14 protein-coding genes are annotated in these 20,702 nt (G+C 57.0%); 5 read left to right on the top strand and 9 right to left on the bottom strand.

Translation table 11 applies throughout. From position 1 onward, the window contains the following. Positions 1 to 289: 289 nt before the first annotated feature. The gene (gene cls, locus RB620_RS11950) at positions 290 to 1,738 is read right to left on the bottom strand and encodes a cardiolipin synthase (RefSeq protein ID WP_308094589.1); all 1,449 of its coding nucleotides are present in this window, start codon (positions 1,736 to 1,738) and stop codon (positions 290 to 292) included. Between the two features lie 173 nt (positions 1,739 to 1,911). Between cls and RB620_RS11945 the strand changes: the two genes are divergently transcribed. Further along, positions 1,912 to 2,067 carry a DUF1540 domain-containing protein gene (locus RB620_RS11945; RefSeq protein WP_308094588.1) on the top strand — a complete coding sequence of 52 codons (156 nt, stop codon included), beginning with the start codon at positions 1,912 to 1,914 and terminating at the stop codon, positions 2,065 to 2,067. 105 nt (positions 2,068 to 2,172) lie between these two features. On the opposite strand, the gene RB620_RS11940 is transcribed toward RB620_RS11945, so the two are convergent. Then, a complete protein-coding gene (locus tag RB620_RS11940) occupies positions 2,173 to 3,132 on the bottom strand; it encodes a M15 family metallopeptidase (protein WP_308094586.1) in 960 nt (319 codons plus the stop codon). Positions 3,133 to 3,316: 184 nt separating this feature from the next. Here RB620_RS11940 and RB620_RS11935 point away from each other — a divergent pair, with 184 nt between their 5' ends. Next, positions 3,317 to 5,182 carry an LTA synthase family protein gene (locus tag RB620_RS11935; RefSeq protein WP_308094585.1) on the top strand — a complete coding sequence of 622 codons (1,866 nt, stop codon included), beginning with the start codon at positions 3,317 to 3,319 and terminating at the stop codon, positions 5,180 to 5,182. Positions 5,183 to 5,319: 137 nt separating this feature from the next. Here the strand turns inward: RB620_RS11935 and bcp are convergent, their stop codons facing one another. The 4 genes from bcp to RB620_RS11915 all read right to left on the bottom strand — a co-directional run bounded on the left by bcp (position 5,320) and on the right by RB620_RS11915 (position 8,628). Then, positions 5,320 to 5,793, bottom strand: coding sequence for a thioredoxin-dependent thiol peroxidase (bcp, locus tag RB620_RS11930; RefSeq protein WP_308094583.1), 474 nt, complete (start codon positions 5,791 to 5,793; stop codon positions 5,320 to 5,322). Between the two features lie 132 nt (positions 5,794 to 5,925). Beyond that, a complete protein-coding gene (locus RB620_RS11925) occupies positions 5,926 to 6,624 on the bottom strand; it encodes a VOC family protein (protein WP_308094581.1) in 699 nt (232 codons plus the stop codon). Next, the gene (locus tag RB620_RS11920; protein WP_308094579.1) at positions 6,621 to 7,703 is read right to left on the bottom strand and encodes an asparaginase; all 1,083 of its coding nucleotides are present in this window, start codon (positions 7,701 to 7,703) and stop codon (positions 6,621 to 6,623) included. The genes RB620_RS11925 and RB620_RS11920 overlap by 4 nt, the downstream gene beginning before the upstream one ends. Positions 7,704 to 7,899: 196 nt before the next feature. Beyond that, the gene (locus tag RB620_RS11915) at positions 7,900 to 8,628 is read right to left on the bottom strand and encodes a YceI family protein (RefSeq protein ID WP_308094577.1); all 729 of its coding nucleotides are present in this window, start codon (positions 8,626 to 8,628) and stop codon (positions 7,900 to 7,902) included. 195 nt (positions 8,629 to 8,823) lie between these two features. Between RB620_RS11915 and RB620_RS11910 the strand changes: the two genes are divergently transcribed. Next, complete coding sequence (locus tag RB620_RS11910) at positions 8,824 to 9,507, top strand: response regulator transcription factor (RefSeq protein WP_308094575.1); 684 nt, start codon at positions 8,824 to 8,826, stop codon at positions 9,505 to 9,507. Further along, a complete protein-coding gene (locus RB620_RS11905) occupies positions 9,492 to 10,895 on the top strand; it encodes a HAMP domain-containing sensor histidine kinase (RefSeq protein ID WP_308094573.1) in 1,404 nt (467 codons plus the stop codon). The genes RB620_RS11910 and RB620_RS11905 overlap by 16 nt, the downstream gene beginning before the upstream one ends. A 235-nt stretch (positions 10,896 to 11,130) precedes the next feature. On the opposite strand, the gene RB620_RS11900 is transcribed toward RB620_RS11905, so the two are convergent. Together RB620_RS11900 and RB620_RS11895 are read right to left on the bottom strand one after the other, a co-directional pair. Continuing rightward, positions 11,131 to 14,373 (bottom strand): MMPL family transporter, encoded by a 3,243-nt coding sequence (locus RB620_RS11900; protein WP_308094571.1) that lies wholly within the window; start codon positions 14,371 to 14,373, stop codon positions 11,131 to 11,133. A 67-nt stretch (positions 14,374 to 14,440) separates the two neighbouring features. Continuing rightward, positions 14,441 to 14,887: a MarR family winged helix-turn-helix transcriptional regulator gene (locus tag RB620_RS11895; RefSeq protein ID WP_308094569.1), complete on the bottom strand. Its 447-nt coding sequence runs from the start codon at positions 14,885 to 14,887 to the stop codon at positions 14,441 to 14,443. 184 nt (positions 14,888 to 15,071) lie between these two features. On the opposite strand from RB620_RS11895, the gene RB620_RS11890 reads away from it, so the two are divergent. After that, positions 15,072 to 17,693 (top strand): putative bifunctional diguanylate cyclase/phosphodiesterase, encoded by a 2,622-nt coding sequence (locus tag RB620_RS11890; RefSeq protein WP_308094567.1) that lies wholly within the window; start codon positions 15,072 to 15,074, stop codon positions 17,691 to 17,693. Positions 17,694 to 18,637: 944 nt separating this feature from the next. Here the strand turns inward: RB620_RS11890 and RB620_RS11885 are convergent. After that, positions 18,638 to 20,677, bottom strand: a complete 2,040-nt coding sequence (locus tag RB620_RS11885) for an ABC transporter ATP-binding protein (RefSeq protein WP_308094565.1) — start codon at positions 20,675 to 20,677, stop codon at positions 18,638 to 18,640. Positions 20,678 to 20,702: the final 25 nt, after the last annotated feature.

Below are 20,702 nucleotides of genomic sequence, written 5' to 3'. Positions count from 1 at the left end.
TCAGCGATACGATGAACGTCGAAGGAAACGAAATACTTACCGAAAGGATGGCGTTCAAGGTGAAACGGCAGTCGCAGTCCATTGGCAGCGAGGCGCGTTTCATTCCGGGAATTCTAAGCTCATTATAAGGTGCAACACTTATAAATCTTAGAATTCAAGGAGAAATTCAGGAAGCCATGGATTGGAGCGTTAGAATAAATTGCATAGTTGTCTAATCAGAAAGTAAAGGGATTCCGGTTACCTTAGGATAAGCGGAATCCCTTTTATGTTGCCGTGCGGCCTCGTAACGTTACAAGATGGGACTGAGCAGTCTGGAAACCGATTCCTTGAACCGGTCCCAAAGCGGCCTGTTCCTGTAATCCTCCATCGTCAGCTCGCGCGAGCTCTCCGCATCGTCCCAGAAGATGTCCGCAAGCTCCGCCGCCGTGTCCGTGTCGTAAATAAACGCGTTCATCTCGAAATTCAGCTTGAAGCTCCGGATATCGAGATTGGCCGTCCCTACTGACGCGACCTTGCGGTCCACGACGAGCGTCTTCGCGTGCAGGAAGCCTTGCTCGTACAAGTAAACCTTCACCCCGCTCGCCAGCAGCTCCCCGAGATAGGAATGGGTCGCCCAATAGACGAAGAAATGATCCGGCTTGCTTGGAAGCATGATGCTGACGCTTACGCCCGATAACGCCGCGATGCGAAGCGACGTCATGAGGCTCTCGTCCGGCACGAAATACGGCGTCTGCAAGCAGATCGTTTCTTTGGCGGAATGGATCATTTTGATATACGCGTTCTTGATCTCCTGATATTCGGTATCCGGTCCGCTTGCGACCAGCTGCATGCCGATAATGCCGTTGCCGCTGCGCGGGTAAGGGAAATACCCGACGTCGAGCGGTATCTTCATCGAAGCCGCCAAGTTCCAGTCCATCAGGAACTGAGCCTGCATCTGCAACACCGCCCCGCCCTGCACCTTCAAATGCGTGTCGCGCCACGCGCCGAAATGCTCGTTCAGCCCCAAGTACTCGTTCCCGATATTAAAACCGCCGATATAACCGGTCCTACCGTCGAAAATCGCCAGCTTGCGATGGTTGCGGTAATTGATTTTCATATTGAGATAAGGAATGCGGGACGGGAAAAATGCCGCTTCCATGCCACCGGCCGCCCGGAGCTCGCGGAAATACCGTCTCGGCAGAGCGGAGCTGCCGATATGGTCGTAGAGAAACCGGACCTCCAGTCCTTCGGCCGCCTTCCTGACCAGGGCGTCCATCAATCGCCGTCCAAGCTCGTCGTCCCTGACGATGTAATAAACGAGATGGATATGATGCTCGGCTTTCTCGATATCCGCGATCAGTGCATCGAACTTCCGATTGCCGTTCGTGAAGATGTCTACGACGTTATTATTCGTATACAGCGCGTAGCTCGTCGTTAAATTCATGAACATCATGTCCTGGTAGCCCGCCATCTCGCTGGAATCGGGCAGAAGTTCCCGCTGCGCGAGCAGTATCCGCTGCTTCTCCAGCGTATCCTCGATAATCCGCCGATTGTCGCCGAGCAGCCTGTTCAGCTGCCGCTTGCGCATTTTTTGGCCAAGTATCAAATAAAGCGCGAAACCCAAAACCGGAATGAAGAACAGCACCATCAGCCAAGCCCATGTCGAGCTAGCGTTGCGCCGCTCCAGGAAGATGACCGTGACGGCGAGGAAAATATTCAAAATAATGACCAGGAACGATAAGTTTTGCAGAACGTTCATGCGGACACCCGCGCCTTTCGCCTATGCCAATGGCAATTTCTCTACCCTTCGCCGTAACGTTCCAAGTATAAAAGGGGCCGAGGCTTGTCCATCCTAGTGGTAGGCGTACAATCGCGGCAGAGTCGTCCTCTCCGCGTAACGCTAAAATAGCTGGCACGGGAGGTGAATTTCCAATGGCAAAAGATGTATTGTGTGAAGTCAACTCCTGCAAATACTGGGCCGCAGGCAACCATTGCTCTGCTTCCTCCATCTACGTGGTGAACAACCGCAGCAAGCAGGCAAGCAATTCCGAGGAAACCGATTGCAAGACCTTCGAACCAAAGATATAAGCGCAACATCTTATCCAGGCAGGCGGCGCAACGCCGATTCGCTAATGTCCCGAGGAATTCCGATCGGCATGCGCCCCTGCTCATGAGATATATTACGTTTTACATTTATTTTGCTACCGGTACCGCATTATAATACTCCTCCAACGTCAATCCGCCCGAAGCCAGCTCTTCCGCCAGGTCATCTCCTACATACCGCAAATGCCACGGCTCGTACTGATAACCCGTAATCTTGTCCTTGCCCTCCGGATACCGAACGATGAAACCGAATTTCACCGCATTCGCCGCAAGCCAAGCCGCTTCCTCCGTATCGCCGAAACAATCCGCGGCCGCGCAAGAACCGTCGCTGCTCGTCACGTCGATCGCCAGTCCCGTCTCATGTTCGCTGGTTCCCGGAAGGGCGCTGTACGTTCTGGCTTTCTCGTAGCCGTCACGCTTCACGTACCGGTCGAACAGCTTCGTCTGCGTCGCATGCGAGCGGTACGCCGACACGCCGGCGAGATAGATGCCGTCCGCCTCCGCTCCGCTGAACAACTTCTCGAGCGCTCTCGCAGCCTCTTCCCTCAGCATCCGCTTCTCGACCTTGTCGGAGAATATAAACTTTACATTCGGATAATCGAGATCATCGGGCTCGTAATCCTCCGGCAGCTTATTGTACGGATTCACGAGCGCCGTGACGCTTGCCGGCTGCGCGATGACGGCGATGGCGCCGTTCTCGCCCCTGGAGATGCCTTCGCCTTCTCCCGGCTTGTCTCCCTTGCTTGGTTTTTCAGTCGGATCTTTCTCAGGCTTGTCCGCTCCGCCGCCGTTTCCCGCGCCGTTGCCGCCTTCCTCCCCGCCTGGCTCGTCCGGCACGCTAATCTCGCCGGAATTTCCAGCTCCGGGAGCATCTCCCTCCAGCTCGCCGCCGCTATTTCCCGAACCCTCTTCCAAGCCTTCGGCCAGCTTTGGAGGCTCTTCCAACTGAGGTGATGTATGGATGAGGCCGGCTTGCTTCGCCGCAAAGTAACCTCCAAATAAGAGCACGCCAGCCGTTACGACAACCAAAAATGCCTTTTTCTTCCTCATTTTCGTTCCTCCTGCAGTTTAAGGGCTGTTTTGCCTTTTGACTTTTGGCTGTCAAAAGGAGCATAATGATAGTGACTTTACAATAAATATACTAATACTCTCTGAACGCTAATGAAAGCAAAGCGGCTTGCTCCAAGAGATAGAGATAAGCCTGTTTGTGCTGTGAAAGGTAGGGTCAATAAACGTGTCAATCTTAAATTCCAAACGATTGTTCAGTACTCGTCCGATACTGTTTTTCTCGTTCCTTTTGCTGTTAAAGAGTTACCTGGCATGGACGGTCGTCTTCGAAGGCGGTCCTTCGTGGACAACCCTGCTGAAGGAAATCCCGTTCGTGCTCATCGTGTTCTGCTTGATCGAATGGTTCGCCAGCAAGCGCAAATTTCTTTATTATTTGATCGCGAATCTAGCCATGACTTCTATTCTATTTGCTGTCATTATGTATTACAAGTATTACGGTGTAATCGTAGACTATTCGGCGCTGCAGCAGGTTAACCAAGTGACCGCCGTCAAGAACAGCGTGTTCTCGCTCATGGATCCGCAGTACCTGCTGATCTACATCGACGTCGTGATCATGATCGTGCTGCTGTTCTTTCGCAAGAAAGCAACGGAAGTGAAAGAAAAGTTTTTCTCCTACAGGGAAAATAGAAGAGTCGTGCTCGCCGTCTTGTCCGTGTCGGTCGCGCTCTGCCTGTTCAACGTCTTGCCGAACAGCGCCAGCATGAACGAGATTGTCAAAGCCGAGCAAATGGGCATTTTGAATTACGAAGCTTACCGCATTCTAGCTAACAAAGATATCGAATATGTCGATTCCGATGAAATTACGCAAGAGAAGATTCAGTCCGTAAAGAACGTTCAGAGCCCGGCGCAAGCGAAGCTGTTCGGCTCCGCCAAAGGCAAAAACCTGATCGTGCTCCAGATGGAGTCCATGCAGAATTTCCTGGTGAATCTGTCGATCGAGGGACAAGAGATTACGCCTAACTTGAACAAGTTGGTGAAAGAAAACAGCTATTTCAAACATTTCTATCAACAGGTCGGCCAAGGCAACACGTCCGACGCAGAGTTCGTCGTGAACACGTCGCTGTACATCCCGCCGAGAGGCGCGGCAACGCAAATGTACGCGGGCAAGGAGCTCCCGAGCTTGCCGAAGCTCGTGAAGTCGGCCGGCTACGACACGGCTACGTTCCATACGAACGTCGTGGAATTTTGGAACCGCGGCGAGCTGTACAAGGCCGTAGGCTTCGACCGTTACTACGACGCAGACTTCTTCGGCGGCGAAGATACCGTATTCTTCGGCGCATCCGACGAGGTGCTTTATAAGAAAACGATTGAAGAATTAGCCCGCATGGACGCGAGCGACAAGCCGTTTTATTCGCAGGTCATCTCCATGACGGCGCATCATCCGTACACGATTCCGCAGGACAAACGCCTGATCGACCTGCCCGACCGTTACGACGGTACGCTTGTCGGCGATTATATCGAATCGCAAAACTATGCCGATCACGCGCTTGGCGAATTCATCGCCGATCTGAAGGCGCGCGGCATTTGGGACAATAGCCTGATCGTGCTGTACGGCGACCATCTCGGCCTGCCGATCTATTCCCTGGACAATCACGAGATGGATTTAATGGCGGAGATCTACGGGCGCGAATACACGTACACCGACATGATCAACATTCCGCTCATTGTCGTGAACCCTGGCGATCCGGCTCCGGCCACTTACGAACAGCTCGGCGGGCAAGTCGACGTGCTGCCGACGACAGCCAACTTGCTTGGATTGCCGCTGGAGGGTCAAATGCACTTTGGCCAGGATCTGTTCAACCAAACGTACAACATCTTGCCTCAACGTTATTATTTGCCGACGGGCTCGTTCTTAAGCAGCGAAGAGCTGTTTATGTCCGGCAGCGGCTTCGGAGACGGCAAACATTACCCGCTCGCGGGCGACGGAAACAACGAGCAGCGATCCACGGAAGACGAGTACGAACGCGCGTTGGAGCTGCTGAAGTTATCCGACAGCTACGTGCAGTCGCTTCCGGATTGGAAGAAGGAATAACGTCGGCCGGTCCGTTCAACCAACAACCCTTTTTTATGCCAATGCGAAGGGCTTCCCCCAAGGTCATGATCGACCTGGTGGAAGCCCTTTTTCTATCGATTGGTCGTTGCCCGGCCTGGGCTTTGACTCCTAAAAGTCTAGTTACCCTTCACCGCTTCAAGCACCTCTTGAGCGTGGCCCTCCACGCTGATGCCGCGCCATTCGCGGGCGAGCTTGCCGGACTCGTCGATCAGGAACGTCGAACGTTCGACGCCGATGTACGTTTTGCCGCCCCAGCTAAGCTCCTTCCAGACGCCGAACAACTCGGCCACGCCGTGTTCCGTATCGGACAGCAGCAGGAACGGCAGCTTGTATTCCGTCACGAATTGCTCGTGGGAAACCAGATCATCCGGGCTAATGCCGATCACCTCGGCGTTATGGCTGGCGAACTCCTCGTTGAAATCGCGGAAGTCGCAGGATTCGGCCGTACAGCCCGGCGTCATGTCCTTCGGATAGAAGTAAATGACCAGCTTCTTGCCTCGGTAATCCGCCAGCGATACCTCTTGCCCGTTCGATGCGAGCAGCTTGAAATTCGGCACTTGTTCGCCGACTTGCACGATTTTGTTGCTCATACCTCTCAGCCTCCCAATCATTGAATGGATTGTATGTCTTCTTGCATTGAAGCCCCATGCCATACCTATGTCTAGCTTGCGCGCATCCGATATTGGAAACATGCCCGCTTCGAGCCTTCGAGCCTGCGCCCGCTACTCTCGCTCGATACGAAGTCCCCGTTCGCCTTCCGACAGACCAAGCTTGCCTATGCCTTCGACCGTCGCCTCGAAAGGATAACATTCGGCCGTCAGGTTGGTGAAATGCCATCTGCGCCCCGGCTGCACGACGATGAACATGCCGACTTCGTCGCCAACCGGATTAAAGCTGTCGCTGCGTCCCTGATAACTGCGGATGCCAATCGCCTCCAGCTGGTCAACCGCATCGACGACATCCTTCGTCGGCATGCCGATCTCGCTCATTCCTTCGATGTCCCGCTCCGGATCGAACGGCCGATCGATGGCATTGTCCATCGTATGCCGCGCGATCAGCTCAAGGATATTCCCGGCCGGATCCATGAAGTAGACCGAATCCGAATCCCAAGCCTCGCTGCGGGAAATGTCCTTGCCATCCTCCCTCCCCAGCTCCGTGACCGTTTCGATCCATCTTTTTGCTTCGTCCAGCTTGTTCTCGGGAATATTGAACGCAAAATGGTAGTACGGGATCGCAGCGGCGTTATCCTCCACGCCCCTCGAGTCCCGCTCACGTTTGACGAAACGCAGCCGCGTCGCGCCGGCCTGTACGGCCAGTTCATCCTCGCTTGCGGACACCACGGGGAACCGCATCCTGTCGCAATAAAAATCCAGCAGCTTTCCGGGCTCCTCCGTCCAAAACATTGCTTCAAGTATTCTCATGACATCCCACCTTCCCCGCCCGCTGGCACTTTCTCGTAAAAAATCGTCTCCTGCGCCATCCACGCCCGCGCTTGCCCTGCATCGTCCGCGATGCCATAAGCCGCGATCAGCTTCGTAAGCGCCGCCTCCATGCATATGCCTTCGAGGAATACCGCGCCCGCTTCGATCAACTCGTGCGAGGACGCGTACAACGCATCCGAAGCGTCCTTCAGCGGACTTAAATAAACGTCGATGCCCTGTTCCTTGCAGCGCGAGATAAACGCCGGAAGCGAATAAGGCCCGCTTGCCAGCGCGCAGGCGGTGCCGGAATGATGCAGGTCGTGCAGAATGGCGCTCGGGCGCCGCTCTTGATCCTCCCAACGGTACAGCGAGTAGTTCAGACCCGGATACGGGCGTATGTATAAAACGGTATCGTCCAGCTTCAGCGATTCCGGCTCCCACCGCAACGCCGCACGAGCCGAACCGAGCGACTCCGGCCGAGGATTTCTTGCGTCATCCTGCCAGACGAACCTGCGGTCTTCCATTCGCCCGAACGGCAGCTCGTACGGACTGCGGAACTGATCCGTGAACGATTCGCATTGGATAATTCGCGTGGCCAAATAAACCAGCATCTCTCCGCGGTCGTTCTCGTAGACGGCGAATACGCCGGGCAGCGCCGCGTCGGCGACGAAATCGATGGAAGCGGCCAAATTGCGCAGTCCGTTCGCCCGCGCGTCCGCGATCGGATAATTGCTTGCCGTCAGGATGAGCGGGACCGCTATGTCCGAGAAGAGGTAGCTTAACATCGGAGCCGTATAGGCAAGCGTATCCGAGCCGTGCGTCACGATGACGCCGTCGTACGATCCCGGATCGGTCTTGCGGATGGCCGCCGCAAGCGTCCGCCAGTCGTCGGCGGTCAGATTCTCGCTTAGCAGATTCAGAGGCTGCAGAGTCGTCAGCTCCACATCCGGACGAGCCTCCTCCATCCCCTCGTACGCCTCGAGCAGCGCGTACGACCCGGAGTCGTGGACGTTAATGGAACGTCCTTCCGCTTTGCTTCCGATCGTCCCCCCCGTAAATATAACCAAAAGCCGCTTCATGAAGCAGCCTCCTTCCTAACCTATCCATTGAAGGTTTCCCAGTTTGCGCATACGGATATGCAGTACCCATCCTCCGCGCGTCTCTCCTCATCTTACTACTCGGGCGGCATCCTTGTCTAAAATCTCCCGCAAGCGGTCCCGAGCGACGCCAAACGGCCGCTCCGCAAAGCCGGAGCGGCCGTGGACGTTATTTGGATCAAGCCTTCTGCAGCACCAGCTCGAGCTGAACGGAAAGATCGTTTTCGGCCTCGAGGACGATGGTGTGAGGGCTTGTCATGCCGAAGTCGGAAAATTTCACTTTGGACGTCCCGGAGAGAAGCAGCTGTCCGTCCCTGAACATGGCGGTTGAATCGAACGCGACGTCCTTCTCGACCCCCTTGACCGTCAGCGTGCCCTCGATCGTCAGTGGCACTGCCGTTCCTTCGGTCCATTCCGCGGGCATTTCCGAGAACGACTTCGTTCTGAACGTTGCCTGCGGGAATTCGGATACCTGCAGCAGATCCGCCCGTTCCTTCATGTGCCCGTCGCGCTGGCCGTTGCCGGAATCGAGCGCGTTCATGTCGAGCGTCCCTTCTCCGGTCATGACGGCCGGATCGCTCAGATCCACGCTCCACGATCCGGTAACCGCTTCGTTGACGAAGTTAACCGTTTCCTTCGAGGTCGTGACCGACCAATACACTTTGGAACCGCTCGCGATAGCCCACATGCCGTTCAATTCGTCTGCCGGTACGGACGCGTTTGCCGTACCGTTCCCGGCTCCGGCAACCGATTCCGTCCCGTTCGAAGGCGCCGGAGCTTCCTGCGAACCCATGACCGACTCGACCTCCACGTTGTTGCCGAGATAACGATCCATCGCCGCGTAAGCGCCTGCACCAAGGACAACCGCTGCGGATACTGCTAGAAACACGATATGTTTTTTCTTCATGATTTCCCTCCTCTATATACGGCGGCGGCCGTCCGCTAGCCCCAGTATACCTGTCCAATATGTCGAGCAGATGTCGGCGGCGGCAAATATTGAAATTCCTTCCGGAGACGTCATTCAGTTGACGCCCTTCCATTGCGGGGGAAAAGTTTGGTTGCTACAATGGGAGCAATATAAGCTTAAGGGAGAGGTTGCCGCGTGAAGACCATCCTGGTCGCAGAAGACGAGCCCGCGATTGCACGCGTCTTGTCCGCCTATCTGCGAAAGGCCCAATTCCATGTAAGTATCGCCGCCGACGGACGGCAGGCGCTCGACTTATTCGCCAAGGACTCGCCGGCGCTCGTCGTGCTTGACGTCATGCTGCCGCACATCGACGGCTGGGAAGTGCTTAGCCGGATCAGGGAAACAAGCAGCTGCCCGATCATTATGCTGACGGCGCGAAGCGAAGTCGAAGACCGGCTGAACGGGCTGAACAAAGGCGCCGACGATTATATGCCGAAGCCGTTCGTTCCGGAGGAGGTCGTGGACCGCGTGCAAGCCGTGCTGCGGCGTCCTTCGCAATGGACTGACGGATTAAGGCAGCGCCGCTTCGGGCGGCTCAGCATCGACTTTTCCGCGCAGCACGTTTCGCTGAACGGCGCCCGGGTCACGATGATGCCCCGCGATCTGGCCCTTCTGTTATTCCTTGCGGAGCATCCCAATCAGACCTTCACCCGGGAGCAGCTGCTCGAGCATGTTTGGGGCGCCGACTATGAAGGAAGCGACCGTGCGGTGGACTTGTCCATCAAGCGCATCCGGCAAGCGTTGTCCCACTGGCCTGCGGAAGAAGGGGATATACGGACTTTAAGGGGAACGGGGTATCAATTTTGGATCGAAAACTAGTGAAACAAACCTCGATTTTATCCTATTGGACGGCACGGTATTTCATCATCCTATGTATCGGTCTGCTGGTGCTGGCCGCCGCCGCGGTCTGGTGGACCAAGCAGCAAACGATGGATAGCCGCCTGCAGACCGTCGAGCTGCTTGCGCAAGACATCGCCGACCGGCTAAGCGGCACGGATGGTACGGTCGTCGTCCCCCCGGATCTGACCCGGCTGCTGCAGAAGCGTTCGCAATATTTCCGTCTCGGGCCAGGCATTTGCCTCATCGTGACGGACATGGACGGCAAGCTGCTGTACGCCTCCGACCCGCTGACGCAGGAGGATCTGCCGAACAAGCTGAACGCCGACCTCGACCAGGCGCGGGAGCCTGGCATTAAAGCGATTATCGCGCCCATTACGTACCTTGACGAAAAAATCGGCCAGGTCACCATCCTACAGCCTATTCGCCCTCTTACCCAGCTGCACGACGTTCAATGGGCTTTCGGACTGTCGTTCGTTTGCTTGGCCCTGCTTGGCTGGCTGACCATTTATTTGTTATCCAGAAAACTGTCCCGCCCCATTCGCAAGGTGGCGTCTGCAGCCCGCGCTATTAGCCAGGGGCGTTACGATGTCCGGCTTGACGAGCAGACCAAAGAACGCGAGCTCGGCGAGCTCCTTCATTCCTTCAAAGAGATGGCCGCAAGGCTCAAACAGCTGGAGCATTCCAGAAGCTTCATGCTGGCCGGCTTGACGCATGAGCTGAAGACGCCCGTCACATCGGTCAAGGGATTGATCTTCGCCGTTAAGGAAAAGGTAGTCCAGCAGGAAGAAGCGGACGAGTTTCTGGACATCGCCTTGCAAGAATCATGGAGGCTGGAGCGCATGGTGGCCGACCTGCTCGATTACAATTCGCTCGCAGCCGGCGTGGTCCGCCTCGATCGTCACCGTCTGAACGCTAACGCGCTGCTTGACGAAATCGTCTATCAATGGAAGCTGCTTCAAGGCGACCGTATCTCGGAGCCCGTTCTTTCGCTGCCCGAACAGACGATTTTCATCCAAGGCGACTCGCTGCGCATTCAGCAAATCGTGGTCAATCTGCTTAACAACAGCATGCAGGCCAAACATCCGGATCATCCGCTTCATATTGAAATTACGTTAACTGGCAAATCCGGCATGGCCGAAATAACCGTTTGCGATAACGGCACCGGCATCCCCGAGTCCGAACAGCACCTCGTCTTCGAGCGGTTCTTCCGCGGGGAGAATAAGAAGCACGCGATTCGCGGGCTCGGCCTCGGTCTTGCGTTCAGCAAGCTGCTCGCGCAGGCGCAGCAAGGCGATTTGTCATTCAATCGCAGCACGGAGCAAGGGACTTCTTTCTCGATTACGCTGCCGATTGCCCCGCCGTCATAGCGAGAACTTGTATGATCTCATTTATTCTTTACCCACTAAATTGAGAAAACCTCTATCGAGGCCTTTCGATGATGAGCGACCTTCAGCTTTGCAAAGCAAAGCATCTTCGTAAGCACAAGGTAGGTTTTATCGCCAAATCGAATTTCGGTTTTCGATGGCTCGAAAACTTATTAATTCTATTGTGGTAAGAAGCCGCGCCCCCAGGGCGCGGCTTCTCTACTTGATCCGTATCCGACTATTCTCTGTGATTGTGCACAAACACTTCTTGCTCCCGCCGGCCTGCTTCCCTTGCCTGATCGCCGCGCATGAACGGCCACCAGTTCGCTTCCCCGAACACTCTCACCATGACCGGGATGAAGAGCGGCAGCATGACAAGCGCGTACAGGAACAATCCGCACAGGACCATCGTCGCGATCTGGAGCAGCGACATGACGCCCGACGGCAGCATCGCCGCGAACGTACCGCCCAGTATGACGGCAGCCGACATGATGACCGAGCCCATGTTTTTCATCGCTTCCAGAATGGCCTGTTTCGGCTCAAGATGGCGATACTCGCGGAAGCGGTCCATCAAGAAGATGCTGTAGTCGACGCCGAGCGCGACCAGCAAGACGAAGCCGAAGAACGGAACGGCCCAGCTGATGCCTGTCAGTCCGAGCATGCGAACGAAGATGACTTCCGTGATCGCAAGCGACGTGTAGAACGTCACGAGCAGCGAAATTACGACGTAAGCCGGGATGATGATCGAGCGGAACAGTACGATCAGGATCAGCGTAATGCCGATCAGCATCAGTATGACCGTCCGCGTGTAATCCTCGTTCGAGATCGTGTCGAGATCGTGGTTCATGCTCGTCACGCCGCCGATTGCCGACTGCGCGCCTTCGTAAGCCGTGCCGCGGAGCGCCCGGTCGACGGCCGCTTCCAGCGAGGCAATCTCGGCCATCGTGTCTTCCGAATACGGATTGCTGTCGAAAATAACATCGAACTTCGCAGCGCCCCGATCCGGTGACATGTAGACGTCAAGCGACGATTGGAACTGCTCGTCGTCAATCGCTTCCTGCGGGATATGCCAGCCCGTCAGCTCTTTGTCCGGCGCGTCGGCCAGATTTTGCAAATAGCCGCCAGCGGAAGCAAGGCCATCCGTCACTTGCGTCAATCCGTCAACGCTCTGATCCAGCCCGCTCGTCAGCTCGCCGAGCTGATCGTTCAGCGAGACAAAGCCGGCCTGCAGCTCCTGCTGGCCCGCGGCAAGCTCGCCGAGGCCCTGCGTGACGCCCGGCAGCTGGCCGATGATCGCGCCTTGGCCGGCTGCCGCTTGGGCGATGCCGCCCTGCAGCTCCGCGATCCCCTTGGCAAGCTCGCCAAGGCCTGCAGCCAGCGCTGATTGTCCTGCCGCGGCCTGCTTGTAGCCCGCGTTCGCTTGCGCCATGCCGTCAGTGACGCCTGCCAGCTGGCCGTTCAGCTCCTTCAGTCCGGCGCTAAGCTGCGCCGCACCTTGCTGCAAACTGGCAACGGCCAGCAGCGTCTCTTGGAATTGCTCGTCGTCTTTCAGCTCTGGATACTTCTCTTCCAGGCCGCTAAGGCCGCTCGACACGCCGGATAACCCTTCCGCGAGCTTCGCCCCTTCCGCGGCAACCGATTCGTAGCCGGCATTCAGGCCGGACAAGCCGCCGCCGATCGTCTGGTAGCTCTCGAGCAGCTTAGCATTCGCCGCGGCAAGCTCTTCGGCGCTTGCATTCGCCTGCTCGAGGCCGGCCGTCAGCTCCGCGGCTCCGGCTGTGCCGTCTTTCAGCCCTTTCTCGATGGCGCGTAGACCCGCCGCAAGCTGATTCACGCCGGAGCGGAGCTCTTCCGTCCCCGCCGCGAGCTGGCCCGCGCCGTCCGCCGCTTCGGCAAGCTTCGGCGCGTTGTCGCCCAGCGCGCTGCTCGCCTCCGCCAGACCGCTGCTAATCTCGCTTAGGCCGTCTCCGCTTTTGCCAAGACCGTCATCCAGCGTCAGCACTTGATCCGACACGAGGAAGTCCTCCAGCACCTGGCCCGTCGGGCGCGTCACGCTGCGTACCGCCTGCACGCCCTCCACCTTGGACAGCTCACGGCTCACTTGTTCGAGCGCGGCGAGGCCTTCCGGAGTGTCGAGCGGTTGATCGGACTTGATCACGACATTGGTCGGCAGCGTCTCGCCGGGGCTGAAGCCGTCCGCGATGACGTTAAACCCTTTGACCGAATCGTATTTCTCTCCGATCTCGTCGAGCGAGTTAAAGGAGATCGATCCCTTGTACGCCGTTAGGAACGGCACGATCAGGACCAGCAAGATGACGAGCGCCCACACCGGACGCCGCAGCGAGAAGCTGCCGACCGTTCCCCACAAGCGGCTCTGCTTATGCTCGAGCGTCCCCTTCGCCGGCCAGAACAACGCGTTCCCGAGCACTGCCAGGAAAAACGGCACGAGCGTGAACAGAGCGAGCAGCAGAATGACGACCCCGACCGCTACCGCCACGGCCGAACGGTACAGGACGAACGTCGAGAAGCCGATCGACGCGAAACCGACAAGTACGGCAAGACCGGAGAACAAAACCGTTCTGCCGGCGGTCCTGTATGTGTGAATAATGGCCTCGGTCCGATCCCCGCGATGGGAGAGCTCTTCCTTATACCTGCTGATTAGCAAAATGCAGTAGTCCGTGCCGATGCCGAACAACACGGCCACCATGAAGATTTGCGTGAAGTTCGACAAGGGGAAGTTGACGTATTCGACCAGGTACGCGACGATCGACTGCGACACCAAATAGCTGAAGCCGACCGCCAGCAGCGGCACGAGCGGCGCCGCCGCCGAGCGGAAGACGACGAACAGGATCACCAGAATAAAGCCGACCGTAATGAATTCCGTCTTCTTCAGCCCTTCTTGCGAGCTTTGCACCACGTCTTCGTTAATGATCCAGTTGCCCGTATAGTAATGGTCCACCGATACGTCATCGATCGCGGCGTACAGCTCGTCGCGCACGGCCGCCAGCTCGCGCTCGCCCGCGCTGACATGCAGCAGAGCCAGAACGGTGCTGCCGTCCTCGGACATCATCTGCTCCTTCAGCTCCGGAATATCGAAGTGGGACGTAACGTCGAGCACGCCGAGCGACTTACCTTCCTCGCCGCCCAGCTTCTCGATCGTGGCCTTCGCTTCCGCGAGACCCTCCTCGCCCAGCCCGCCTTCCTTATGGAATACGAGCACGGTGGACATGCCTCCGCCCTCATCTCCCGAGACAGCTTCCGAGCTTGAACCCTCCTTCGATCCTTCGCCGGCACCGTTCGAGGCGGCCCCGATATCCTTCGCGAGCTCGTCGGCCATTGTCGAGGAATAGCCGTCCGGCACCGTTATTTGGCCTTTCGTCCGGACGAGCTCCTCCATATTCGGCGCGCCCGCCATCAACCCGGCTGCGGCCAGCACCCACAGCGCCAGCACGAGCCACTTCAGCTTCAATATGATTCTCACTGCTCCACTCCCTCTCCTCTTGCTTCTCTCTTGCTCTCTGTTATGCTGCCATCGTCAATCTTCCCGTTTACGTCTCCGACATGACGCGCGCCAGCTTCTCGAACGTCGCGATGAACGTAAGCGCCTCTTGCTCGTCGAACAGATTCATATAGCCGGCCAGCATCGCCTCCACCTGCTCCTCCATGAGATCGCACAAGCGCTTCCCTTCTTCCGTCAAAACCAAATTGATGATCCGCCGATCGCTTTCTTCCGGCATACGGCTGATTAGCCCCTTATCGGACAGTCGCGTAACAATGGCCGTAATGGAACTTTTTCCCACGCAAAAAATGTCGGACAATTCCGAAGGCGTGCATCGCCCGGAATAATTCAAGTAACGCAGCATCTTGAACTGGTCGACGGTGAGTTCTTCCGGCATCATGTCCTTCATTTGGGCATGCAGCCTGCGTTCAACGACGAAGTTGGCGCCTTCGTAGCGGCGTATTAAATCTTTTAGAATACAGCTTTCCAATGCCACGTAAGCGTCCCTCCCCGATTAATTCTATTGTGAAACTATTCGATAGTAGAACTATATCAAAATAACGAGACTGCCGCAACTTTCGCTTTTGCCGGAAGCCAAGCAGGATTCTAGAAGAAATTGTCGAATATTAGGGGAAATTAGCGGATTACTCAAGTTATCCAACCAGCATCGGAGGCCGCAGGTGACTAACCCCCATTTATTGCAGCGCAGTCAATGGCTAATCGTCTTATTGTTCGGCCTGTTGACGCTGCTCGCCGTACTTAGCGAATCGAGCAAATTCCAATTTATATATGGCATTACGTTCTCGTTTACGAGTCTGGTGACGCTGCTTGCCCTCCGCCTGTTCGGCTTCTGGCGAGGCATTCTGATCGCCGCCGTAGCGTATACGATCGGGACACAGCTGCTCGGCCAGCCGCTCATCCATCTCATCGGCGTGTTGGAGGTTGCGATCGTCGGGCTTATGCTCCGGCGTTATCCGGGCCGTGTTTTCGCCCTGGATACAGTCTATTGGCTGCTCGTCGGCATCCCGTTAACGTATGCGTTCTATTCGAATGAATATGCCGACGGCCTGGTGAACATCCGTTTATTCGTCTGCATCCTGGCCATTAACGGTCTGTTCAACGCTTTGTTCGCGGAGATTATCCATCAGTACTCGCCCAAGCGATTGAGGAGGAGCGGCCAACATCTGCCGAGCACCTTCAGCCAAATCCTTGTGCATCTGGCGCTCGGCATCGTCATGGTTTCGTTTATGCTGAACATTCTGGTGAACAGCATGAACTCCTTTAAGGAGGTCAGTCTGTACGCGCAGGAGCAAGCGAGACAAGCGATTCATGCCATTTCGCAAGAATGGGAAAACTCGAACGCCCGGACGCCGTGGAGCGCGCAGAGGACGGAACAGCTGCAAGCCGCCGTGGACCGCTACGCCCCCGCGTCCTTCACGATCAGTCTCGTCGGCAACGACAGCCGGGTGATCGCGTCGAACCGCCATTCGCTCTGGTATATGGTGCTAAGGCCGGAGGCCGATCATGCGTACGTTCAAATTACCGGCAACCTGAAGCTCTCCAGGCCGAAGGAGCATTTCCGCAATCTGCTCGCGACGACCTGGCAGAACGAACATTTCCTGTACGAGGAACGCCTGCTGGACGGCTCCGGCCGATTTCTGGTCAAAGTCCCGCTTAGCAACTATCAAAATTACCTGTACAACAAATACGACGTCCATCTGCTGTTCTTGGCGGTATCCAGCATCGTGGCCGCCGCCTTCTCGCTGTATATCCAGCGATCCGTCGTACGAAGCCTGCAGCGGCTGGCGGTGTCGACGACCAATCTCCCTCTCAAGCTGAAGCAGCGCAACGAGCCGGACTGGCCGCGAAGCAGCATACTCGAGATCCACTCGCTGATCGCGAACTTCAAGCATATGGCAAGCAACCTCAGCCACTTGTTCAACGAGTCGCAGAAGAGCAACGAGCGGCTGCAGGCGCAAGCCCAGCTGCTGCAGCAATCGGAGGAGCGCCTGCACCAGCTCGCGTATTACGACATGCTGACGGGATTGCCGAACCGCTTGCAGTTTACGCGCCATTTTCAAGAGCTGATTGATTTAAGCGCAACTACCGGCAGCAAACAGAAGATCGGGGTTTTCTTCGCCGACATCAACCGCTTCAAACAAATCAACGACTCGCTCGGCCATTCGGCAGGCGATGAGCTGCTGAAGCAAACCGCGGATCGATTCATCAACTATCCGGGCAAAAAATGCGACGTCTTCCGCCTCGGCGGCGACGAGTTCGTGTTTATCTACGCTTATCGGGAGGAAGAGGAGCTGGTGCGGGGCGCCAAAGCGATTGTGGGCAGCTTCACGGAGCCGTTCGTCATCGACGGCATGCCGCTTTTCGTAACCATCAGCGTCGGCATCAGCACTTATCCGAAGGACGGCACCGACATGGACACGGTTATCCGCAACGCCGATATCGCGATGTACAACGCCAAAGAAGAGGGCAACGGCTGCTACCGGTTCTTTAAGCCGAGCCTCGCGCCGCTCATTCAGGAGAAGATGCAGCTCGACAACGGTTTGATCAAAGCGCTGCGGGAGAATCAGTTCTCCCTGCACTACCAGCCGAAGATGAGCGCGACGAGCGGAGAACTTTGCGGCATCGAAGCGCTCATTCGCTGGACGCATCCCGAGCTCGGCATGATCCCGCCGGACAAGTTCATTCCGCTGGCGGAGGAATCCGGCTTTATTTTGGAAATCGATAATTGGGTATTCAGGGAAGCCTGCCGCCAGAACAAAGCTTGGCAGGACGCGGGGCTGAAGAAGATCGCGGTGTCCGTTAACATTTCGGCTCGCCACTTCTACCAGGGCAATCTGAAGGAAATGATCATGCGCGGGCTCGCGGATACCGGATTGGAACCTCAGTACGTGAGCCTTGAGATCACGGAAGGCGTGTTCATGCGGAATATGGAGCAGGTTATCGAGACGATTCTGTATTTGCGCGGACTAGGCATCCAAATTTCCATCGACGACTTCGGCACCGGTTATTCCTCGCTGAATCAGCTTCAGCGGCTGCCGATTTCCGACGTGAAGCTTGACCGCTCCTTCATCCAGGGCATCACGAACGACGAGAAAAAGTCGTCCATCGTGAAAGCAATCATCGAGCTGGTCCACAGCATGAACATGAAGGTTGTCGCGGAAGGCGTGGAGACGGCGGATGAGTCGCAGTTCTGCAAAGACCTGCGCTGCGACGAGCTGCAAGGCTACCTGTTTAGCCGCCCGCTGCCGCCGGATCAACTGGAGGCGCTGCTGCGGGTATAGAGAGCGGGGCGTTGCCGGATATGCGCTCCGCGATGGCGCGACAGTGCCGTTTGGCGCGCTGCTGGTACGTTTCGCGGACCTGCAGCCGGCGACGGGGGCGCTTTCCGCGCTGTAGGTTCGTTTCGCGGACCTGCAGCTAGCAGCGGGCGCGCTTTCCGCGCTGTAGGTACGTTTCGCGAACCTGCGGCCGACGACGGGCGCGCTTTCCGTGCTGTAGGTTCGTTTCGCGGACCTGCAGCCGACGACGGGGGCGCTTTCCGCGCTGTAGGTACGTTTCGCGGACCTGCAGCTAGCAGCGGGCGTGCTTTCCGCGCTGTAGGTACGTTTCGCGGACCTGCAGCTAGCAGCGGGCGCGCTTTCCGCGCTGTAGGTTCGTTTCACGGACCTACAGCGGGCAAACGTATGCCAATCATGGCCACTTTGTCGGTCTCGCCGACATACTGCCCTCAAAACACGCTGATCAAGGCCACTTTGTCGGTCTCGCCGACAAACTGCCCTCAAAACACACCATTCAAGGCCACTTTGTCGGTCTCGCCGACATACTGTCCTCAAAACACACCAATCAAGGCCACTATTCGGTCTCGCAGACATACTGCCTCCAAATCATTCCCTATGCAACAACGTAAAAAGACGCCATCACTCCCGTGTGAAACACGGAAATGATGGCGTCTTTGCGCCAATATTGGATTGTGCGGATTAGAGCTGCCGGCAGGCAACATGCGCACGCTGCGCAACAGCAACAGCGACCGGTCATGCATAGGCGACAGTCGACAAGCAGACCGCTCCCTCTAAGCGAACCGCCCGTTTGCTGCCCTCTCCGAATTTCCAATGTCGGAGCGCATCCGTCTTTCTGTCCTGCATAAGCATGCGATGCGGCATCTCTCCTAGCAAACCGATTGCCGTGCTTTCTCCGAGCCGCGGAGCACCGCGCTCCGCCGCTCATCCTAAGCCGGCTGCACCGTGCTGCCTTGCTGCAGCTGGTACATCGCGTAGTACTTGCCACGATGCTCCATAAGCGCGTCGTGGTTGCCGCGCTCGACGATCACGCCGCGGTCGAGCACCAGAATCTGATCCGCTTGGCGGATCGTCGACAGCCGGTGCGCGATGACGAACGTCGTGCGACCTTTCTTCAGCACGTCCAGCGCCGCTTGGATGATCGCTTCCGTCTCCGTGTCGATGCTGGCCGTCGCTTCGTCCAGGATCAGAATCGCCGGATCGTACGCGAGCGCCCGAGCGAAGGAGATCAGCTGGCGTTGTCCGGCGGAGAGCGTGGCGCCTTTCTCGATGACCGGCGCGTCGATGCCTCCAGGCAGCTGGCTGAACATCTCGTACGCGCCCACGTCCCGAAGCGCTTGCTCCACGCGTTCGCGGCTAATCTCCGGATTGTCGAGGCTCACATTCGACGCGATCGTACCCGTGAACAGGAACGGATCCTGCAGCACGATGCCCATATGCTGGCGCAGCAGCTGCTTCGGAATGTCCCGAACGTCCTTGCCGTCGACGATAATACGTCCCGCGCCGTCCTGAATGTCGTAGAAGCGGAACAGCAGGTTTAAGATCGAGCTTTTGCCCGAACCGGTATGGCCGACAAGCGCGACCGTCTCGCCTTGGCGGGCGTGGAAGGAGATCCCCTTCAGCACGTAGTCGTCCTTCTTGTAGGCGAACGTGACGTTATCGAACTCGACGTTGCCCTTGTACCGCTCCAGCTTGCCCGATTCGACGTCTATGCCTTCCTCGTCCATCAGCTTGAACACGCGCTCCGCGGAGACGCGCGCCGTCTCCAAGTTGGACAGCTGGTTGACGATGCCGACGATCGGCGCGAACATCCGGTTCATGTAATCGACGTACGCGTACAGTACGCCGACCGTAACGATCGCGCCCAGCGTGCCGCCCCAGAACATCCAGATCACGATCAGGAACAGCACGTTCCGCACGACGTTGACCAAGTTGTGGGAGGTGATGGAGTTGAGGCTGAGCAGCTTATTTTGATATTTAAAATAATAATCGTTCAGCTCGTCGAATTCCTTCGTCGTTTCCTTCTGGCGGCGGAACGCTTGGATAATCGTCATCCCTTGGATCGACTCGTTGATCATCGCGTTGATCTCGCTCAGCTTCGTCCGGATGATGCGGTTGTATTTGGCCGCGAACTTGCGGTAGACGATAATCCACACGATCAGAATCGGAACCAGCGGCAGTGTGATCAGCGCCAAGCGGGTATCCAGCAGGAACAGCGCCCCGAAGATCGCCACCATGTAGATCGTCCCCGTAAAAAAGTTCGCCAGCACGCCCACGTACAGCTCACGGATCGCTTCCGTGTCGTTCGTTACGCGGGAGACGACTTGGCCGGCGGCCAAATTGTCGTAGTATTGCACCGGCAGCCGCTGCGTCTGCGCGAACACGTCGTTACGCATCTTCCGCACAATGCGGTTCGCTGAAGTCTGGAGAAGCAAGCGCTGGCCGTAGGCGAACAGTGCGACCAGGATCAGCAGGCCGAAGTACATCGCCGCGAGGCGAAGCAGTCCCGGCACCTCCGGCTTGTAGAAGGCGTACAGCTCCTTCGTCGTTAGCTTCGCAACGGGATATGCGGCGGATTCGCCCGTATCCGGATTCGTAACGGTCATTTCGCCGCCGGTCACCGTTTTCTTCCCGTCAAGCGCTAGCTCGCCATCCAGGAAGTAATAGCTCCGTCCGACCTGAAGCACGCGGACCTCCTTGCCCGCAGCGGCTGCCCCGCCGTCTTCCGCGAGCCGGTCCTCCCGTTTGTACCACTTGTCTTTGTATTGCACCGCGTAAGCTTGCTCGCCCTGCACTTCGTGCCAAGGCTTCTCGATGCCGAGGATGTTCTGGTCGATCATCCGCTTGGCGATCAGCGGGCCCGTAAGCTCCGCGCATACCGCCAGCACGAGGAGAAGCATGGCCAGCAGAATCGGTTTTTTATAAAGCATGGCGTATTGAAACAACCGTTTGCCCGTAGGTGTGCCCATTGTTCTTCACGCCTCCTATCTCTCT

Origin of the sequence: Paenibacillus sp. LHD-117, from assembly GCF_030929555.1 — a bacterium.
In the GTDB taxonomy this organism is placed as follows: domain Bacteria; phylum Bacillota; class Bacilli; order Paenibacillales; family Paenibacillaceae; genus Pristimantibacillus.
The sequence above is the reverse complement of the archived record's forward strand: the minus strand, read 5'-3'. Positions and strand labels throughout refer to the sequence as shown.